General features: G+C 71.5%; 12 protein-coding genes. 4 read left to right on the forward strand and 8 right to left on the reverse strand.

Annotated elements, in window-relative coordinates; all coding sequences use genetic code 11:
* Window positions 1-25: 25 nt before the first annotated feature.
* From OG798_RS35785 to OG798_RS35815, 7 genes are all read right to left on the reverse strand, one after another.
* Window positions 26-541 carry a DUF1990 family protein gene (locus OG798_RS35785; protein WP_095852523.1) on the reverse strand — a complete coding sequence of 172 codons (516 nt, stop codon included), beginning with the start codon at window positions 539-541 and terminating at the stop codon, window positions 26-28.
* An 88-nt stretch (window positions 542-629) separates the two neighbouring features.
* Window positions 630-2,288 carry a M4 family metallopeptidase gene (locus OG798_RS35790; RefSeq protein ID WP_328758289.1) on the reverse strand — a complete coding sequence of 553 codons (1,659 nt, stop codon included), beginning with the start codon at window positions 2,286-2,288 and terminating at the stop codon, window positions 630-632.
* Between the two features lie 297 nt (window positions 2,289-2,585).
* Window positions 2,586-4,622 (reverse strand): M4 family metallopeptidase, encoded by a 2,037-nt coding sequence (locus tag OG798_RS35795; RefSeq protein ID WP_121414978.1) that lies wholly within the window; start codon window positions 4,620-4,622, stop codon window positions 2,586-2,588.
* Between the two features lie 523 nt (window positions 4,623-5,145).
* Complete coding sequence (locus OG798_RS35800) at window positions 5,146-6,885, reverse strand: ABC transporter ATP-binding protein (protein WP_121414977.1); 1,740 nt, start codon at window positions 6,883-6,885, stop codon at window positions 5,146-5,148.
* Window positions 6,882-8,591 (reverse strand): ABC transporter transmembrane domain-containing protein, encoded by a 1,710-nt coding sequence (locus tag OG798_RS35805; RefSeq protein ID WP_267062870.1) that lies wholly within the window; start codon window positions 8,589-8,591, stop codon window positions 6,882-6,884. Before OG798_RS35805 ends, OG798_RS35800 begins: the two co-directional genes overlap by 4 nt.
* Window positions 8,592-8,651: 60 nt before the next feature.
* Window positions 8,652-10,571, reverse strand: coding sequence for an ABC transporter ATP-binding protein (locus tag OG798_RS35810; RefSeq protein ID WP_121414975.1), 1,920 nt, complete (start codon window positions 10,569-10,571; stop codon window positions 8,652-8,654).
* Window positions 10,568-12,373, reverse strand: a complete 1,806-nt coding sequence (locus OG798_RS35815) for an ABC transporter ATP-binding protein (RefSeq protein ID WP_328758290.1) — start codon at window positions 12,371-12,373, stop codon at window positions 10,568-10,570. The genes OG798_RS35810 and OG798_RS35815 overlap by 4 nt, the downstream gene beginning before the upstream one ends.
* A gap of 191 nt (window positions 12,374-12,564) precedes the next feature.
* Between OG798_RS35815 and OG798_RS35820 the strand changes: the two genes are divergently transcribed.
* Genes OG798_RS35820 through OG798_RS35835 form a run of 4 tightly spaced genes read left to right on the forward strand, consistent with a single transcriptional unit; the run spans window position 12,565 to window position 16,136 of the window.
* Window positions 12,565-13,467, forward strand: coding sequence for an ABC transporter ATP-binding protein (locus tag OG798_RS35820; RefSeq protein ID WP_328758291.1), 903 nt, complete (start codon window positions 12,565-12,567; stop codon window positions 13,465-13,467).
* Window positions 13,464-14,198, forward strand: coding sequence for an ABC transporter permease (locus OG798_RS35825; RefSeq protein ID WP_121414972.1), 735 nt, complete (start codon window positions 13,464-13,466; stop codon window positions 14,196-14,198). Before OG798_RS35820 ends, OG798_RS35825 begins: the two co-directional genes overlap by 4 nt.
* A 26-nt stretch (window positions 14,199-14,224) precedes the next feature.
* Entirely contained in the window at window positions 14,225-15,493 is a 1,269-nt protein-coding gene (locus OG798_RS35830; RefSeq protein ID WP_328758292.1) for a sensor histidine kinase, read from the forward strand.
* Window positions 15,483-16,136 carry a response regulator gene (locus OG798_RS35835; RefSeq protein WP_121414970.1) on the forward strand — a complete coding sequence of 218 codons (654 nt, stop codon included), beginning with the start codon at window positions 15,483-15,485 and terminating at the stop codon, window positions 16,134-16,136. The genes OG798_RS35830 and OG798_RS35835 overlap by 11 nt, the downstream gene beginning before the upstream one ends.
* A 49-nt stretch (window positions 16,137-16,185) precedes the next feature.
* Here OG798_RS35835 and glgX read toward each other — a convergent pair whose 3' ends face one another.
* Complete coding sequence (gene glgX, locus OG798_RS35840; RefSeq protein WP_095852512.1) at window positions 16,186-18,453, reverse strand: glycogen debranching protein GlgX; 2,268 nt, start codon at window positions 18,451-18,453, stop codon at window positions 16,186-16,188.
* Window positions 18,454-18,539: the final 86 nt, after the last annotated feature.

An 18,539-nucleotide genomic window follows, 5' to 3' on the forward strand; every position in this document is an offset into this window, starting at 1 on the left:
CGAAAGCGCAAGGCCGGCGGCGGGCCTACGGTTCGAACCCCGCGCACAGCCGGCGCAGTACCGCCCCGCAGCGCCGCGCATAGGCGTGCTGGAGCCCCCGGGTCGCCGGTCCGCCCGCACGGGTGTACCACTTGGCCGCACGGCTGAAGGCGGTCACGGTCAGCCAGACCGTGCCGTCGCCCGTGCGGTCGACCACGAAGGCCTCCTCGCCGTGCTCGGGGTGGCCGGGCAGGGTGCCGTAGGCCCAGCCGACCCGGCGGTACTCCTCGACCGTCCAGACCACACGGCAGGGGGCTTTGAGCGGGCCGAGTCCGACGGTGACGTCGACTCCGGGGGCCGCCTTGTCGGCGGTGGTGGTCATGCCCACGCCCATCGCGCGGTGCATCCCCCAGGTCATCACCGCTTCGGACGCGGCGCGGAAGACGGCCTCGCCCTCGCCGACGCGGGTGCGCAGATGCAGGGGGTGGAACCCCGGCGGGCAGCGGCCGTCGCGCGTCGCGCCCACGTCCTCGTATGTGAAGGGGTTGTCCGGGGAGACCATGGGGGACAGCGTAGGGCGGTACCCGGAGGTGCCTTCTCTCCGGGTACCGCCCAAGGCGCCTAAGTGGGTCTCGAGGACCCCGTGGGCACTAGCTCACGTTGACCGCGGTCCAGGCCGCGGCCACCGCCTTGTACTCGGTGCTGGTCGAGCCGTACAGGGCGGACGCCGCGGAGAGCGTCCCCGTGCGGGCCGACTTGTAGTTCGTCGTTGACGTGAAGTACGTCGTCAGCGCCTTGTACCAGATCTGCAGGGCCTTGTCCCGGCCGATGCCGGTGACGGCCGCGCCGTTGTACGTGGGCGAGTTGTAGCTGACGCCGTTGATGGTCTTGGCGCCGCTGCCCTCGCTCAGCAGGTAGAAGAAGTGGTTGGCGACACCGGACGAGTAGTGGACGTCGAGACCGCCCACGCTGGAGGACCAGTTGTCCGCCGAGCCGCCGTCCTTGCTGGGCTTGTCCATGTAGCGCAGCGGGGTGCCGTCGCCGTTGATGTTGATCTTCTCGCCGATGAGGTAGTCACCGGGGTCGGAGGCGTTGTTGGCGTAGAACTCGACGCCGGTGCCGAAGATGTCCGAGGTCGCCTCGTTCAGACCGCCGGACTCGCCCGAGTAGTTCAGACCGGCCGTGTTGGCGGTGACGCCGTGGCTCATCTCGTGGCCGGCCACGTCGATCGAGGTGAGCGGGTGGGTGTTGCCCGACCCGTCGCCGTAGGTCATGCAGAAGCAGCTGTCGTCCCAGAACGCGTTGACGTACGCGCTGCCGTAGTGGACGCGCGAGTAGGCGGCGACGCCGTTGTTCTTGATGCCGCTGCGGCCGAACGTGTTCTTGTAGAAGTCCCACGTCACCTGAGCGCCGTAGGCGGCGTCGGCGGCCGCGGTCTGGTCGGTGGTGGAGCTGGAGGCCGCGCCGGTGCCCCAGGTGTCGTCCGCGTCGGTGAACAGGGTGCCCGCGGAGGAGGTGGTGGTGTGCGACTTGTTGTACGTCTTGTGGCCGCCGCGGGTGCCGTCGGTCAGCTGGTACGTCGAGCCCGACAGGGTGGTGTTGAGGGTGACCGTGCCCGAGTAGAGGGTCTTGCCGGTGCCGGTCTCGATGCCCTGGTACTCGTAGAGCTTCTTGCCGGTGGCCGCGTCGGTGATGACGTGCAGCTCGTTCGGGGTGCCGTCGTCCTGGAGACCGCCGACGACCGTCTCGTAGGCGAGGGTGGGCTTGCCGGTGGCGGCCCAGATCACCTTGCGGGGGGCGCGGTCGGCCGTGGTCTTCTCCGAGCCGGCGGCCTTCGCGGCGGTGAGAGCCTGCTTCTCGGCCTTCGCGGTGGTGACCTGCGGCTTGAGGGAGGCGACCTTGATGGCCGTCTTCACGGCCTTGGTGACGCCCTCGGTCTTGCCGGCCTTGGACTCGTGGACGACCAGGTCGCCGCCGAGGACCGGAAGGCCGTTGTACGTGCGCTCGTAGCGGGTGTGCACGGTGCCGTCCGCGTCCTTGAGGACGTCTCTGACGACGAGCTTCTCCTTGGCGCCGAGGCCTATCTGCTGGGCGGTCTCGGGCGCGGCCGCGTCGGCCTGCTGGATCAGGCTCGTGCGCGCGGCGGCGGAGAGCAGGACCGTGGAGCCGGGGAGCTTCGCCTTGGCGGCGGCCGAGTCGGTCTGGGCGGAGGCACCGGTGGTCAGACCGGTGGCGAGCAGGGCTCCGGCAGCGACAGCGGTCGCGATGGCCAGAGTGGTGCGCTTGTGACGCGCGTAGAGGGGGGTCACGCAATCTCCTCTTGTGGGGGCGACCGGACGGCGTGGGGTGGCCGTACGGAAGGTGCGAAGTTGCGGTGCGAGTGAGCCGTGCGGTGGAAGAGTGACATCAAGGACGCGTACATGTCAGGAGGACAATGGAATCTTGGCCGAAAAGCGTCCGTTGAGTGAAGATCGCTGTTCGTTACGCGGATCTCGATCTTGGTCAATCGGCAACAAAAGCAGAGTCATGGCACGGCAAAGAGGGCGCCGCCCCGGGGTTCGACCCCCGGGGCGGCGCCCTCTCGGTGCCGTGTGTTCAGACGCGGTCTACGGGAACGTCAGCTTCCAGCTGTTGATGTAGCCGGTGTCCTGCGCGGCCTTGTCCTGCACCCTCAACTTCCAAGTGCCGTTGGCGACTTCGGAGGACGCGTTGACCGTGTAGGTCTCCTGGACGTTGTCCGCCGAGTCGGAGGAGCTGAAGGCCTTCAGGGGGTACACCGTGCCGTCCGGGGCCAGCAGATCCACGACCAGGTCGCCGCGCCAGGTGTGCACGATGTTCACGTCGACCAGAAGGTTCGACGGGGCGTTGCCGGTACGGCCGGTGACCGCGATCGACGACGTCACGGCCGCTCCGTTGTCCGGAATCGATACGTCGCCGGTGTTCTCGAACGACGTACCGCCGCCACCGCCCGGACGCGAGCCGACCTTCACGGCCGCCCAGGCGTTCTGCACCGCCGTGTACTCGGCGCTCGTCGTGCCGTACAGCTCGCCCGTCGCCGCGAGCGTGCCGGTGCGGGCCGCCGCGTAGTTGGTGGTCGAGGTGAACTTGGTGGTGAGCGCCCGGTACCAGATCTGCAGGGCCTTGTCCCGGCCGATGCCGGTGACCGGAAGGCCGTCGGCGGTCGGCGAGTTGTAGCTGACGCCGTTGATGACCTTGGCGCCGCTGCCCTCGCTCAGCAGGTAGAAGAAGTGGTTGGCGACACCGGACGAGTAGTGGACGTCGAGACCGCCCACGCTGGAGGACCAGTTGTCCGCCGAGCCGCCGTCCTTGCTGGGCTTGTCCATGTAGCGCAGCGGGGTGCCGTCGCCGTTGATGTCGATCTTCTCGCCGATGAGGTAGTCACCGGGGTCGGAGGCGTTGTTGGCGTAGAACTCGACGCCGGTGCCGAAGATGTCCGAGGTCGCCTCGTTCAGGCCGCCGGACTCACCGGAGTAGTTGAGACCCGCGGTGTTGGAGGTGACGCCGTGGCTCATCTCGTGGCCCGCCACGTCGATGGCGGTCAGCGGGTCCGCGTTGCCGGCCCCGTCGCCGTACGTCATGCAGAAGCAGCCGTCGTCCCAGAACGCGTTGATGTACGCGTTGCCGTAGTGGACCCGGGAGTACGCACCCACGCCGTTGTTCTTGATGCCGCTGCGGCCGAAGGTGTTCTTGTAGAAGTCCCAGGTCTCGGCGGCGCCGTAGTGCGCGTCGGCGCCCGCGGTCGCGGCGTTCGACGTGGTGCCGTTGCCCCAGGTGTCGCTGGTCTGCGAGAACAGGGTGCCGGTGCCGGACGTACCGCGGTTGAGGTTGTACGTCTTGTGGCCGCCGCGCGCGCCGTCGGTGAGCGTGTAGTTGGAGCCCGACTGCGTGGTCGTCAGCGTCACCTGGCCGCTGTACTGGGTGTTGCCGATACCGGTCTCGATGCCCTGGTACTCGTAGAGCTTCTTGCCGGTGGCCGCGTCGGTGATGACGTGCAACTGGTTCGGGGTGCCGTCGTCCTGGAAGCCGCCGACGACCGTCTCGTACGCGAGGGTCGGTTTGCCGTCCGCCGCCCAGATCACCTTGCGGGGCGCCCGGTCGGCGTCGGTCTTCTTCGAACCGTCGGCCTTGGCGACGGAGAGGGCCTGCTTCTCCGCCTTGGAGGCGGCGATGGCGGGCGTGAGCGAGGCGACCTCGAGGGTGGCCCGCGTCGCCTTGACGACCCGCTCGGTCTTCCCTGCCTTGGTGGTGTCGACCACGAGGTCGCCGCCGAGGACCGGGAGTCCCGCGTACGTGCGTTCGTAGCGGGTGTGGACCGTGCCGTCCGCGTCCTTGATGACGTCGCGGGCGACGAGCTTCTCCTTGGCCCCGAGGCCCAGGTCCTTGGCGGTGGCCGCCTTGGCGGAGTCCGCGTCGCGTATCAGCTCCGCGCGCTGCGAAGGCGTGAGCTGGATGGCGAGAGAACCACGGTTGATCTTGCCGAGGGAGGATTTCTCGGGGGCCGCGCTCGCGGCGCCCGACTGGACGGCCGCGGCCAGCAGGGCGGAGACGCCGACGAGGGCGACGGCCGCGACACGGCGCTGGGTGGTGTGGGAGGTGCGTCTGTGGGAGGAACTGCTGCTCAACACACTGACTCCTTCTGCGTGGCCACGGTTCGCGCGGCCAGTGGGGATCCGGTCGGGGTGGGTACCCGTCCGGGCAGAACAGGGCAGAACAGGTGGAACAGGGCAGAACAGGGTGGAACGCGGGACCAGTTGCCGAAGGCCCACGGCCGCGACACAGCGACGGCGCTGTGAGGTTGCTGTGAAGTTGCCGTGGGAAGAGTGGCAGGAGATTTCGCTTTCTGTCAGGACCGCGTCAGGAACTTGGCCGGAATTCGTCCGTTGTCCGGGTGTTCATGTTCGGCATGCGGACTGTTCGCCGGAGTGTGTCCGGTCGGTGGCCCGGCAAGGCGCGACCACCGTGCCGCACCGCGCCCAGAGCAGCCGGACAAGCCCCGACGCGCCCGGCCCTGACCCCCGCTCAGGCCTCCGCCCTGGCCCTGCTCAGCCCCCGCTCAGGCCTCCGCCCTGGCCCTGCTCAGCCTCCGCTCAGGGCCCGGCCTTGGCCCCGCTCAGGCCCCCGCTGTAGTCCCTGCTCAACCCCGCCCTAGTCCCCGTGCCACGTCCGCCAAAGTGCCGCGTACGCCCCCTCGGCCGCCACCAGCTCGTCATGCGTGCCGAGTTCGGTGAGCAGGCCGTCCTCCATCACGGCGACCCGGTCCGCGTCGTGCGCGGTGTGCAGCCGGTGCGCGATGGCGATCACGGTGCGCCCCTCCAGTACGGCGGCGAGCGCACGCTCGGTGTGGCGCGCGGTCGTCGGATCGAGCAGGGCCGTCGCCTCGTCGAGGATGAGGGTGTGCGGGTCGGCCAGCACCACCCGGGCCAGGGCGAGCTGCTGGGCCCGCGACCCGTCCGTCCGGCGGCCGCCGGTGCCGAGCTCGGTGTCCAGGCCGTCCGGCAGCTCCCGGACCCAGCCGTCGGCGCCGACGGCGGCCAGCGCCGCCCACAACGCCGTGTCATCGGCGGCGGGTTCGGCGATCAGCAGGTTGTCGCGAACGGTGCCCAGGAACACGTGGTGCTCCTGGGTGACGAGGACGACCTGCCGGCGCAGCTGCTCGGGATCGAGGTCGGCGATCGGTACGCCCCCCACCGTCACCGACCCGGACCGCGGCGCGTCGATGCCCGCGAGCAGTCGGCTCAGAGTGGTCTTCCCGGCACCGGAGGGCCCGACGACGGCCAGCCGTTCCCCGGGCCGCACGGTCAGGTCGACTCCGCGCAGCACCTCGCCCCCGCGGTCGTAGGAGTAGCGGACCTCCGTCACGTCGATCCGGTCGTCGACCGGGGTGGGCGAGCCCGACGGTACGGCCCGTGGCGCGCGGGCCAGCCCCTCGACGCGGGCGAACGAGGCGCCGCTGCTCTGGAGCTGCTCGACCTGCATCAGGATCTGGTCGAGCGGCTCCCCGAGCTGGCGCAGATACAAGGTCGCGGCCACCACCGCACCCAGGCTCATCGCCCCCCTCGCGTGCAGGGCACCGCCCACCAGCAGGACGGCGACCACGGGAACGACGTACGACACCTCCACGGCCGGGAAGAACACGCTGCGCAGGAACAGGGTCCGCATCCGCCGGAGGCGGGACGTCTCCAGCGTCCGACGGCTCGCGGTGATCCGGCCGCGCTGCAGCCCGAACGCCTCCACCGTACGGGCACCGGAGGCGGTGGCCGCGAGGATCTCGGCGACGTCCGAGGTGGCGGTGCCCTCGGCGAGATACGCGGTGCGCGCACGGCGCAGATACCAGCGCAGGGCGAACCAGATGCCGACGAGCCCGAGCACCCCGCAGGCGCCGAGCAGCGGGGCGATGGCAAAGACCGCGCCGAGGATGAACAACGCCTGGGCGCAGGAGATGAGCAGTTCGGGCCCGGCGTCGCGCAGGGTGTTGCCCACCACGGTGACATCGGCGGTGCCGCGCGCGGTCAGGTCACCGGTGCCGGCCCGCTCCACGACCGAGGCGGGCAGACTCAGCGCCCGCTCCACGAACTGCTCCCGCACCCGGGCCAGCGTCCGCTCCCCGAAGCGGTGCCCCACGTACCGGGCCCACCGCGCCAGCAGCAGCTGCGCCAGTGAGCACACCAGGATGACCGACGCCAGCCGGTCCACGACGTCCACACCGTCCCCGGCCCGTACGTCGTCGATGATCCGCCCGAGCAGCCAGGGCCCGACCAGACCGGCCGCGGCGGCCAGCACGTTGAGGCCGAGCACGGCAGCGAAGGCCCGCCCGTCCGCCCGGATCAGCCGCAGTGCCGCCCGGCGCACCTCGGCGGGTTCGGCGACCGGCAGATGCGCGCTCATCGCAGGACCTCTTCCGTGTCGCGGGCCACCAGTGCCCGGTATCCCGGCTCCCCGTCGAGGAGTTCGTGATGGCTGCCGCTCGCCGCGACCTTTCCGTCGACCAGGAAGTGCACCGTGTCCACCTGGTCGAGCATCAGCGGCGAGGTGCTGGTGACGACGGTCGTACGGCCCGAGCGTGCGGCCCGCAGCCGGGCCGCCACGGCCGCCTCGGTGTGCGCGTCGAGCGCCGAGGTGGGTTCGACGGCGAGCAGTACCTCGGGGTCGGCGAGCAGCGCCCGCACCAGGCGTACGCGCTGTCGCTGGCCGCCGGAGAGGTTGCGGCCCTGGGCGGCGACGTCCGAGTCGAGACCGTCGGGGAGACCGAGCACGATGTCGTCCGCCGCCGCCGCGCGCACCGCCCGGGCGATCGTCTCCTCGTCGTGCTCCCGGCGGCCGGAGACCAGCTCGCGCAGGGTGCCCGCGAACAGGTCGGCCTCGTTGTCCGCGACCAGGATCCGCTCGCGCACCTGCGCCAGGGCGATCTCGTCGAGCCGTACGCCACCCCACGTGACCGCCGACTCCGCGTACCGGCCGAGGCGGTCGACGACGGCCTCGGACTCCACGGGATCCGCTCCGACCAGCGCGGTGAGCCGCCCCGGCAGCACCCGTACCCCGGAGTCCAGATCGTGCAGCACCGCCGGGGAGGCGGGCGCGTCCCGGGCGTCGGGGTGGTCGGCGACGGGCTCCAGGGACAGGAACCGTACGACACGTCGGGCGGCGACGACGGCCCGGCTGAGCTGGTAGCCGCTCTCGATGAAGAAGTACACCGGCGCCACGAGGACCGCGGCATAGCCGTACACGGACACCAACTGGCCGATGGTGATCTCCCCCTGGGCCGCCAGCCGGGCCGCGAGCCAGGTCACGACGGCGAGGAAGAGGGTCGGCAGCCCCGTGCCCAGTGCCTGGATCCAGCTGGTCGCCGCCCCGACCCGGTACCCCTGCGTCCGCAGCTGCTGCGAGTCGCGGCGGAAGGTGTCCGCGAACAGCCCCTTGCCGCCCAGGCCGTTGAGGACGCGCAGGCCGCCCGCGAGATCGCCGATCCGCGCGGTCAGCACGCCCTGCCGCTCGCGGTACTCGGTCTCCGCGCCCTGCAGCCGACCCATCAGCGGGCCGACGAACCCGGCGGTCAGCGGCACCCCGAGGAGTATCACCACCGAGAGCTGGAGCGAGACCGACATCAGCAGCGCGGCCACCACGCCGTAGGTGACGATCGCGGCGACGCCGGGACCGACGACGGTCAGCGACTGGCTGATCGTCTGGACGTCACCGACGCCGATCGTGACGACCTCCCCGGCGCCGACCTGGCGGCCCAGCGCGGCACCCAGCCGCGCCGACTGCCCGACCACGACCTTGACCGTGCGGAAGTTGGCGTCCATCCGGACCTTGGTCATGGTGCGGTGCCGCATGATGCCCAGCCAGGCGTTGAACACGCCGATGCCCAGCACGGCGGCCGTCCAGCCGAACAGCGCGCCCCGGTCGCCCGGCTCCAGGCCGTCGTCGATCGCACGGGACAGCAGATACGGCGGCAGCGCCAGGAGCGTCATCCAGACCGTGGCGAGCAGCGCGCCGGCCGCGCTGCGCCCCGACTGCCGGGTGACCAGCCACCACAGATACCGCCACCCGCCCCGACAGTCGGGCGTCCCCGGGTCCTCGTGCGCGTCGATCATCCAGCCCCCATGCCTTTCACTTACCGTCCGCCGTCCGCCGTACGAGTCGCTCGCCGTCCGCTATACGAGACTGTCGCGCCACGCCTGGTGCAGGTCCGCGAACCTGCCGGTGGACGCGACGAGTTCGGCCGGACTGCCGTCCTCGACCACCCGCCCGTGCTCCATCACCAGCACCCGGTCGGCGATCTCCACCGTGGACAGGCGGTGGGCGATGACCACCGCCGTCCGGCCGCGCAGGACCGTCGACATGGCGCGCTGCACCGCCCGTTCCCCCGGGATGTCGAGGGAACTGGTGGCCTCGTCGAGGATGAGAACGGCCGGGTCGGCGAGCAACGCCCGTGCGAAGGCGACGAGTTGGCGCTGTCCGGCGGAGATACGGCCGCCCCGTTTGCGTACGTCCGTGTCGTAGCCCTCGGGCAGCGCGCTGATGAAGTCGTGGGCGCCGATCGCCTTGGCGGCCCGCTCGATCTCCTCGCGGCTCGCGTCGGAGCGGCCGATGGCGATGTTCTCGGCGACCGTGCCGGAGAACAGGAAGGCCTCCTGGGTCACCATCACCACCCCGCGCCGCAGTTCGGGCACGGACAGCTCGCGCAGGTCGACGCCGTCGAGCAGGACCCGGCCGTCCGTCGGGTCGTAGAAGCGGGCCAGCAGCTTGGCGAGCGTCGACTTGCCCGCGCCCGTCGAGCCGACCACGGCCACCGTCTGCCCCGCGGGGAGCGTGAGCGAGAAGGTGGGCAGCACCTCGCCGCCGGTGCGGTAGGCGAAGCGTACGTCCTCGAAGACGACCTCGCGGCCCGGCTGCGCGGAGGCGAGCGCGGGCAGCCGCCTCGGTTCGGCCGGCTCCGGCACGGACGGCGTCTGGGCCAGCAGGCCCGCGATCTTCTCCAGCGAGGCCGCCGCGGACTGGTAGGCGTTGAGGAACATGCCCAGCCGGTCGATCGGGTCGTACAGGCGGCGTAGATACAGCACCGAGGCGGCCAGCACGCCCAGCGCCAGCGAACCCCCGGCCACCCGGTACGCGCCCCACAGCACGATCCCCGCGACCGCCGTGTTGGCGACCAGTCGGGAGCCGACGACATAGCGGGCCATCTCCAGCAGGGCGTCGCCGTTGGTGCGCTCGTGGCGCTTGTTGAGCACCCGGAACTCGGCGTCGTTGGCCTCCTCGCGGCGGAACGCGCGCACCGGCCGGATCCCGTTCATCGTCTCCGCGAACTTCACGATGACCGCGGCGATCGCGGTCGAGCGGAGACGGTAGATACGGCCCGCGCGGCGCCGGTACTGCCGTACGAGAAGGTAGAGCGGCACGAAGGACGCCACCGCCACCGCGCCCAGGCCCAGATCCAGCCAGAGCAGCATCGCCGAGATGTAGACGAAGGACAGGATCACCGTGATGAGCTCCTGCAGACCCTCGCTGAGCAGTTCGCGCAGCGACTCGACGTCCGTCGTGGAGCGGGAGATCAGCCGGCCCGAGGTGTAGCGCTCGTGGAAGTCGATGCTGAGCGCCTGCGCGTGGCGGAAGATCCGGCCGCGCAGGTCGAGCAGCACGTCCTGGTTGACGCGGGCGGACGCCTGGGTGAAGGCGTACTGGAGTCCGCCGGCGGCCAGCGCGCACAGCAGATAGCCGACACCCACCGCGATCAGCGGGCCGTGGTCGTGCGCGCGGAACGCCGGTACGGCGCGGTCGATGGCGTACGCGACGATCAGCGGGCCCGCCTGGATGGCGGCCTGCTGGAGCAGGAGCAGCACCATCGTCACCACCACGCGGGCCTTGAGCGGGGTGAGGAGGGAGCGCAGCAGCGCGGCGGTGGCGCCCGGGGGAGTGGGCAGGGCGTCGCGGTCGAAGGGGTCCTGGTGCTTGTGGGACTCCCGCGCGTCCGGACGGTCCTTGCCGGGCTCCCCACCGTCGGGTTCCGTGCCCGCTTCCTTGCCCGGTTCCCGGTCCGGTTCCTTGTTCGGCGCGGTCGTCGTGGGCGCCGTCATCGGTCGGCCTCCTCGTCACCTGACATCAGATGGGCGTACTCGGCGTTGCTGCGCAGCAGTTCGTGGTGGGTGCCGACCGCGGTGATACGGCCGCCGGAGAGCAGGGCCACGCGGTCGGCGAGCAGGACCGTGGACGGGCGGTGCGCCACGATCAGCGCGGTCGTCTCCGCCAGTACGCGGCGCAGCGCGGCCTCGACCGCGGCCTCCGTGTGGACGTCCAGCGCCGACAGGGGGTCGTCGAGGACGAGGAAGCCGGGGCGGCCCACGACGGCCCGCGCGAGCGCGAGACGCTGGCGCTGGCCGCCGGACAGGCTCAGGCCCTGCTCGCCGACCTGGGTCCGCGTGCCCTGCGGGAGCGCGTGCGCGAAGTCGGCCTGGGCGACGGCGAGGGCACGGTCCAGGTCCGCTTCGCCCGCGGTGTCCGGGGCGCCCATGAGCACGTTCTCCCCGACGCCGGCCGAGAAGAGGGTGGGCTCCTCGAAGGCCACGGCCACGCGCGCGCGAAGCTCCTCGCGGGGCATCGCCGTGATGTCCTCGCCGTCCAGTGTGATCCGCCCGGCCGTCACCTCGTGCAGCCGTGGGACGAGGGCGGTGAGGGTGGTCTTCCCGGTGCCGGTCGCGCCGACCAGGGCCATCGACTCACCCGGACGGATGTGCAGATCGATGCGGTCGAGGACGGGGGGCGCGTCCGCCGGGGCGTCGGGATAGCGGAACTGGACGCCGTGGAAGCGGAGTCCGCCCTCGCCCTTCCCGTTGGCGACCGCGGACGTACTGGCGGCGACCGCGGATGTCCCGGTGGACTCCGGCTGCTCGTCCATCACCTCGAAGTACCGCTCCGTCGCCGTCGCCGCCTCCTGGCTCATCGCGAGGAGGAAGCCGATGGACTCGACGGGCCAGCGCAGCGCCAGCGCCGTGGACAGGAACGCCACCAGCGTGCCGGCGGACAGTCGGCCGTCGGCGACCTGGACCGTGCCGAGCACGAGGGCGGCGCCGATGGCGAGTTCGGGGAGGGTGACGATGACCGCCAGGATGGCGGCGAGGAGGCGGGCCTTGGCCAGCTCCGTGCCGCGCAGGGTGCGGGACAGCTCGCGAAAGGCGAGGGCCTGGCTGCGGTGGCGCCCGAAGCCCTTGATGATGCGGATGCCGAGCACGCTCTCCTCGACGACCGTCGTCAGATCGCCCACCTGGTCCTGGGCCCGCCGCGCCACCAGCGAGTAGTGCCGCTCGAAGAGCCAGCAGACCGCCATCAGAGGCACCGCGGGAGCGAGCAGCACCAGACCGAGGGTCCACTCCTGGGCCAGCATGATCATGACGCCGACGAGGATCGTCACAGAGTTGACCAGCAGGAACGTCAGGGGGAAGGCGAGGAACTGGCGCACCAGCATCAGGTCCGTGGTGCCCCGGGACAGCAGCTGACCGGAGGCCCAGCGGTCGTGGAAGGCGACCGGGAGCCGCTGCAGATGCCGGTACAGATCCGCCCGCATGTCGGCCTCGACCCCCGACAGGGGCCGCGCCACCAGCCACCGCCGCAGCCCGAACAGCACCGCCTCCGCGATACCGAGCAGCAGCAGATACAGCGCGCCGAGCCAGATGCCCGCCACGTCGTGCTCGGCCACCGGACCGTCCACCATCCACTTCAGGACGAGCGGGAACACCAGCCCCGTACAGGAGGCGAGGACCGCGACGAAGGCGGCACTGAACAGCCGCGTGCGCACCGGCCGCACGTACGGCCACAGGCGCAGCAGGCTGCGTACGGTCGAATGGTCGGCTCGGCCCGGGGTCACCGCATCTGGAGTGGACATCAGGATCGAGCCTACGGTTCGGCACTGACAGAGCCCACCGAGTTTTGGCCCGACCTGAATCGTTCCACGGATCCGGGTCCGGTGCCCCGGGCCTGGGGCTCGGTCGTATCGCCGCATCAACCGATCGGCTGATGCCGCTTCGAGCGTGATGGACGATGTGCCCGCTCCCGTCCCGCCGGGATCCTCGGGACATGTCAGTCATCGAAGTCACCGGACTGCGCAAGTCCTACGGCGGTCGGCCCGTCGTCGACGGTGTCTCCTTCGCCGTCGAGGAGGGCGAGATCTTCGGGATCCTCGGCCCGAACGGCGCCGGCAAGACCACCACCGTCGAGTGCGTCGAGGGCCTGCGGATCCCCGACGCGGGCCGCGTCCGGGTCACCGGGCTCGACCCCGTCGCCGACCACGAACAGGTCGCCCGCGTCCTCGGCGCCCAGCTCCAGGAGAGCGAGCTCCAGGCCAAGCTCACCGTCCGCGAGGCCCTGGAGCTGTACGCGGCCTTCTATCGGCACCCCGCCGACTGGCGGCCCCTCGCCGAACGCCTCGGCCTGACCGCCAAGCTCACCACCCGCTTCGCGAAGCTCTCCGGAGGCCAGAAACAGCGCCTGTTCATCGCGCTCGCGCTCATCGGCAACCCCCGGGTCGTCGTCCTCGACGAACTGACCACCGGGCTCGACCCGCGCGCCCGCCGCGACACCTGGCAGCTCATCGAGGACGTCCGGGCGAGCGGGGTCACCGTCCTGCTCGTCACGCACTTCATGGAGGAGGCGCAGCGCCTGTGCGACCGGGTCGCCGTGATCGACAAGGGCCGGGTGGCCGCCCTGGACACCCCGTCAGGCCTGATCCGGCGCTCGGCGGGCTCCACCGTCATCAGCTTCACGCCGTCCGCGCCGCTGGACGAGGGTGACCTGAACGCGCTGCCCGCGCTCGCGTCGGTCGAGCACAAGGACGGCAGGATCACGCTGTCCGGCACCGACGAGACCGTCAACGCGGTCATCACCCTGCTCGCCCGGGGCCACATCACCGCCCGCCAACTCCGCGTCACCGACGCCACGTTGGACGACGCGTTCCTGGACCTGACGGAGGTCACCTCATGAACACCGCGGTCCTGCGCACCGAGTTGCGTCTCTTCCGCCGCGAACCGGGCGCCCTCTTCTGGATCCTGGCGTTCCCCACCCTGCTGCTGGTGATCCTGGGTTCCATCCCGTCCTTCCGCCAACACCACGCCGACCTGGGCGGCCTGCGCACGGTCGACGTGTACGTCCCGGTCGCCGTACTCCTCGGCATGATCGTCGGCGCGCTGCAGGCGATGCCGCAGAACATCACCGGCTACCGCGAGCGCGGCATCCTGCGCCGCATGTCCACCACTCCGGTACGCCCGTCCGCCCTGCTGTCCGCGCAGATGCTGGTCTACGGCGCGGCGGCGCTCGTCTCGGCCCTGTGCGCGCTCGCGGTGGGCCGACTCGCCTTCGACGTACGACTGCCCGAGCAGCCGTACGGCTATCTCCTCGCCCTGCTCCTCGCGATCCTGGCCGCGCTCGCGCTCGGCGCCGTGGTCTCCGCGCTGTCCCGGACGACGAAGATCGCGGGCGCGATCGGGTCGGCGGTGTTCTTCCCGATGATGTTCTGCGCGGGCGTGTGGCTGCCGGTGCAGGCCATGCCGGACGGACTCGCTCGAGTCGTCGGCTACACCCCGTTCGGCGCCGCCGCGCAGGCCCTGAACCGGGCGGCGGCGGGCGACTGGCCGGGCTGGGCGCACCTGGGAGTGCTGGCGGCCTGGACGGTGCTGCTGACGGCCGGTGCCTCGCGCTGGTTCCGCTGGGAGTAGGGGAGGCGGCCGTGCAGACTGGGGAGATGACCGCCAGGGACCGGCAGATCGATCGGCGCTGGGAGCAGCTGCACATGTGGGGGCCGTACGGGCTGCTCGGCATGAGTGTCGTCCTCGCGGTCGCCTCCACCGGCCTGACGGACCGTTCCGCCAAGTGGTACGCCGGCTGGACCCTGGTCGCCGCCGCGGTCGCCCTCCAGCTGTGGTGGCACGGCACCCGTTCCCGCCGTCCCGGCCGTGGCCGGATCCCGTCCCGGGCGGGAACGGCGTACTACGGCGTCCGCTGGGCCCTCGCCTTCGCCCTCAGCTGGCTCAACCCGTTCTTCGCGTTCTACGCCGCAGCCGGATACATGGACGCCGACGAGCTGATCCGGGGCATCCGGCGGCAGCGGCTCGGACTGTTCGCGAGCGCGGTCACCGTGGCCGGTGCGCAGGCCGGTGGGCTGCCGTTCGGGAGCGGTGTCCAGTGGATCCTCTTCGCCGCGCTCCTGGTCGCCAACTCCGGCCTGCAGATGGTGGTCGCCCATCTGCAGGAGCAGGAGACGCGGCGCTCCCACGAGCGCACCGAGACCATCACCGCACTCGAACGCACCAACGCCGCCCTGCAACAGGCCCTCGACGAGAACGCCGCCCTGCACGCACAACTCCTCGTCCAGGCGAGGGAAGCGGGCGTCGCCGACGAACGCCGCCGGCTGGCCGCCGAGATCCACGACACGATCGCCCAGGGCCTGACGGGCATCATCGCCCAGCTCCAGGTCGTGGCCGGCGCGACCGACTTGACCACCGCCCGCACCCACCTCGAACGCGCCTCCGGGCTCGCCAGACACAGCCTCGGCGAGGCCCGCCGCTCCGTGCACAACCTGGCTCCGGTGGCGCTGGCGGACGACGGTCTGCCGGAGGCGCTGAAGAAGACGGTGGCCGAATGGGCCGAACGAACCGGCATACGTGCCGAGTTCACCGTGACGGGCACGGCGGAGCAACTCCACGAGGAGATCGCGGCGACCCTCCTGCGGATCGTCCAGGAGGCCCTGTCCAACGCCGCCCGGCACGCGCACGCCACCCGCCTCGGCGTCACCCTCTCCTTCCTGGTTGACGAGGTCATCCTCGACATCCGCGACGACGGACAGGGCTTCGACCCGCTCGCGCTTCCCGAGCGCACGCGCGCCGGCGGTTTCGGCCTCGACGGCATGCGCGCCCGCGCCGAACGCGTCGCAGGCACCCTCACCGTCGAGGCCGAGCCGGGGCACGGCACGGCGGTCTCGGCTCGCGTACCGTTGGTCCGCGATGACCGATGACGTGACCGATGACGCTGTGATCACCCTGCTGATCGTCGACGACCATCCCGTCGTACGGGACGGTCTGCGCGGCATGTTCGAGTCAGCGCCGGGATTCACGGTCCTCGGCGAGGCCGCGAACGGCGTCGAGGCCGTCGCCCTCACCGCCTCGCTCGACCCGGACGTCGTCCTGATGGACCTCCGCATGCCCGGCGGCAACGGCGTCGAGGCCATCGCGGAACTCACCCGCCGCGGCGCCCGCGCCAAGGTGCTCGTCCTCACCACCTACGACACCGACTCCGACACCCTCCCCGCGATCGAGGCGGGCGCGACGGGCTATCTGCTGAAGGACGCCCCGCGGGAGGAGCTCTTCACCGCCGTCCGCGCGGCAGCGCAGGGCCGTACGGTGCTCTCCCCGGCGGTCGCATCCCGGCTGGTCTCGGCGGTCCGCGCGCCCGCCTCGACCCAGGACCCCCTCTCGGCCCGCGAGCGCGAGGTGTTGGCCCTGGTGGCCAAGGGCACCTCGAACCGTGAGATCGCCCGCGTCCTGTTCATCAGCGAGGCCACGGTCAAGACCCACCTCACCCACCTGTACGCCAAGCTGGGCGTCAACGACCGCGCGGCGGCGGTGGCGGTCGCCTACGACCGGGGCATCCTGGGCTGACGCCACCTGAGGCGGGGCTTGCTCCCGAATGCCCGCGCCCCTGGAAGCCTCAGCCCACCACCCGTAGCAGCAGCACCGCCCGCGCCGGCACGGTGACCGTGCCGCCCGCCCGGTGGATCACGCCCGGCGCGCGCGCCTGCTCCTCCGTCGAGGTGTCGACCACGAGTTCGTAGCGCGAGGCCCACGGAGGCCCCGGCAGGACGAAGCTCACCGGACGGTCCCCGGCGTGCAGCACCGCGAGGAAGCTGTCGTCCACGACCGGCGCTCCCCTGGCGTCGCGTCCGGGGATGTCCCGGCCGGAGAGGTACATCCCCAGCGTCGCGGCGGGCGCGTACCAGTCCCGTTCCGTCATCTCCGTCCCGCGCGGGGTGAACCACGCCAGGTCCCGCAACCCGTCCACGGAATGGGCCCGCCCGGAGAAGAACGCGCGGCGCCGCAGCACGGGATGCCGGTGCCGCAGCGCGATCAGACGGGAGGTGAGGTCGTACAGGGCACGCCAGCCCGGTTCGTCGAGCAGGCTCCAGTCGACCCAGCTGATCTCGTTGTCCTGGCAGTACGCGTTGTTGTTGCCGCGCTGGGTGCGCCCGAACTCGTCCCCCGCGACGAGCATCGGCACCCCGGTGGACAGCAACAACGTCGTCAGCAGGTTCCGCAGCTGGCGCCGCCGCAACCCCCGTACCCGCTCCTCGTCCGTCTCCCCCTCCGCCCCGCAGTTCCAGGCCCGGTTGTCGTTCGTGCCGTCCCGGTTCCCCTCCCCGTTGGCCTCGTTGTGCTTGCGCTCGTAGGAGACGAGGTCGCGCAGTGTGAAGCCGTCGTGGGCGGTCACGAAGTTCACCGAGGCGTAGGGGCGCCGCCCGCCCCACGCGTACAGGTCGCTCGACCCCGAGAGGCGGTACCCCAGGTCCCGTACGTCCGGCAGCGCGCCCCGCCAGAAGTCCCGGACCGCGTTGCGATAGCGGTCGTTCCACTCCGTCCACAGGGGTGGGAAGGCGCCCACCTGGTAGCCGCCGGAACCGACGTCCCACGGTTCGGCGATCAGCTTCACCCGACGCAGGACCGGGTCCTGGGCGATGACCGCGAGGAAGGGGGAGAGCATGTCGACGTCGTGCATCGAGCGGGCCAGCGCCGCCGCCAGGTCGAAGCGGAAACCGTCCACCCCCATCTCCGTCACCCAGTACCGCAGCGAGTCCGTGATCAGGCGCAGGACGTGCGGCTGCACCACGTGCAGCGTGTTGCCGCAGCCCGTGTAGTCGGCGTACCGGCGGGCGTCCGACTGGAGCCGGTAATAACCCCGGTTGTCGATGCCGCGCAGGGACAGCATCGGGCCCAGCTCGCCGGCCTCCGCCGTGTGGTTGTAGACCACGTCGAGGATCACCTCGATACCGGCCGCGTGCAGCGCCCGCACCATCCGCTTGAACTCGCCGACCTGCTGTCCCGTCGTCCCGGAGGACGCGTAGCCCGCGTGCGGGGCGAAGTAGCCGATCGAGTTGTAGCCCCAGTAGTTCTTCATTCCGCGCCGCAGGAGGTGGTCCTCGTGGGCGAACTGATGGACGGGCAGGAGTTCCACGGCCGTGACGCCCAGCCCCACCAGGTGCTCGATCGCCGCCGGGTGGGCGAGCCCGGCGTAGGTCCCGCGCAGTTCCTCCGGGATCCCGGGGTGCAGCCGTGTGAAGCCGCGGACGTGCAGCTCGTAGATCACCGAGTCCGCCCACGGGGTCTTCGGGCGGTGGTCGTCCGACCAGTCGTCGTCATCGTGGACGACGACGCCCTTGGGGACGTACGGCGCCGAGTCCCGGTCGTCGCGCACGGTGTCCGCGACCTGCTGCTGGGGCCAGTCCCGGACATGCCCGTACACCTCGGGCGGCAGACTGAAGTCGCCGTCCACCGCGCGGGCGTACGGGTCGAGGAGCAGCTTCGCCGGGTTCCAGCGGGCGCCGGTCCACGGGTCCCAGCGGCCGTGCACGCGGTAGCCGTAGCGGCGGCCGGGCAGCACGCCGGGGACGAAGCCGTGCCAGATCTCGTGGGTCAGCTCGGTGAGCGGCACGCGCGTCTCGTGGACCTCGCCGTCCCGCTCGTCGAAGAGACAGAGGTCGACGGCCTCCGCCCCGCCCGCCCACAGGGCGAAGTTGGTGCCCGCCGCGCCGTCGGGGCCGACGCGGAAGCGCGCCCCGAGCGGCGTCGGGGCGCCCGGCCACACGGACACGGCGGGCGACGGCGCCCGCTGGGCGCCGTTCAGCACGGGGGACGACTGCGCGGGCAGCTTCTCGCCCGTGGCCCGCCCCTCCGGCACTGCCTCCTGCTCGGCTGCGCTCGACACCGTTCAGCCTCCTGCGGCTCGGTGGACGGCCCGAAGAGGAGCGTGCGGCGTCCCGGCCGCGGCTCCCCTTCGCGTCGTCCTCCCCA

Source organism: Streptomyces sp. NBC_00271, from assembly GCF_036178845.1.
Classification (GTDB): Bacteria; Actinomycetota; Actinomycetes; order Streptomycetales; family Streptomycetaceae; genus Streptomyces.

Bases quoted from the DNA above. Each gene is read 5' to 3' on its own strand.
- OG798_RS35815 (WP_328758290.1), bottom strand. From the start codon at position 12,373: ATGTCCACTCCAGATGCGGTGACCCCGGGCCGAGCCGACCATTCGACC.
- OG798_RS35805 (WP_267062870.1), bottom strand. From the start codon at position 8,591: ATGATCGACGCGCACGAGGACCCGGGGACGCCCGACTGTCGGGGCGGG.
- OG798_RS35825 (WP_121414972.1), top strand. From the start codon at position 13,464: ATGAACACCGCGGTCCTGCGCACCGAGTTGCGTCTCTTCCGCCGCGAA.
- OG798_RS35835 (WP_121414970.1), top strand. From the start codon at position 15,483: ATGACCGATGACGTGACCGATGACGCTGTGATCACCCTGCTGATCGTC.
- OG798_RS35820 (WP_328758291.1), top strand. From the start codon at position 12,565: ATGTCAGTCATCGAAGTCACCGGACTGCGCAAGTCCTACGGCGGTCGG.
- OG798_RS35810 (WP_121414975.1), bottom strand. From the start codon at position 10,571: ATGACGGCGCCCACGACGACCGCGCCGAACAAGGAACCGGACCGGGAA.
- OG798_RS35785 (WP_095852523.1), bottom strand. From the start codon at position 541: ATGGTCTCCCCGGACAACCCCTTCACATACGAGGACGTGGGCGCGACG.
- OG798_RS35830 (WP_328758292.1), top strand. From the start codon at position 14,225: ATGACCGCCAGGGACCGGCAGATCGATCGGCGCTGGGAGCAGCTGCAC.
- OG798_RS35800 (WP_121414977.1), bottom strand. From the start codon at position 6,885: ATGAGCGCGCATCTGCCGGTCGCCGAACCCGCCGAGGTGCGCCGGGCG.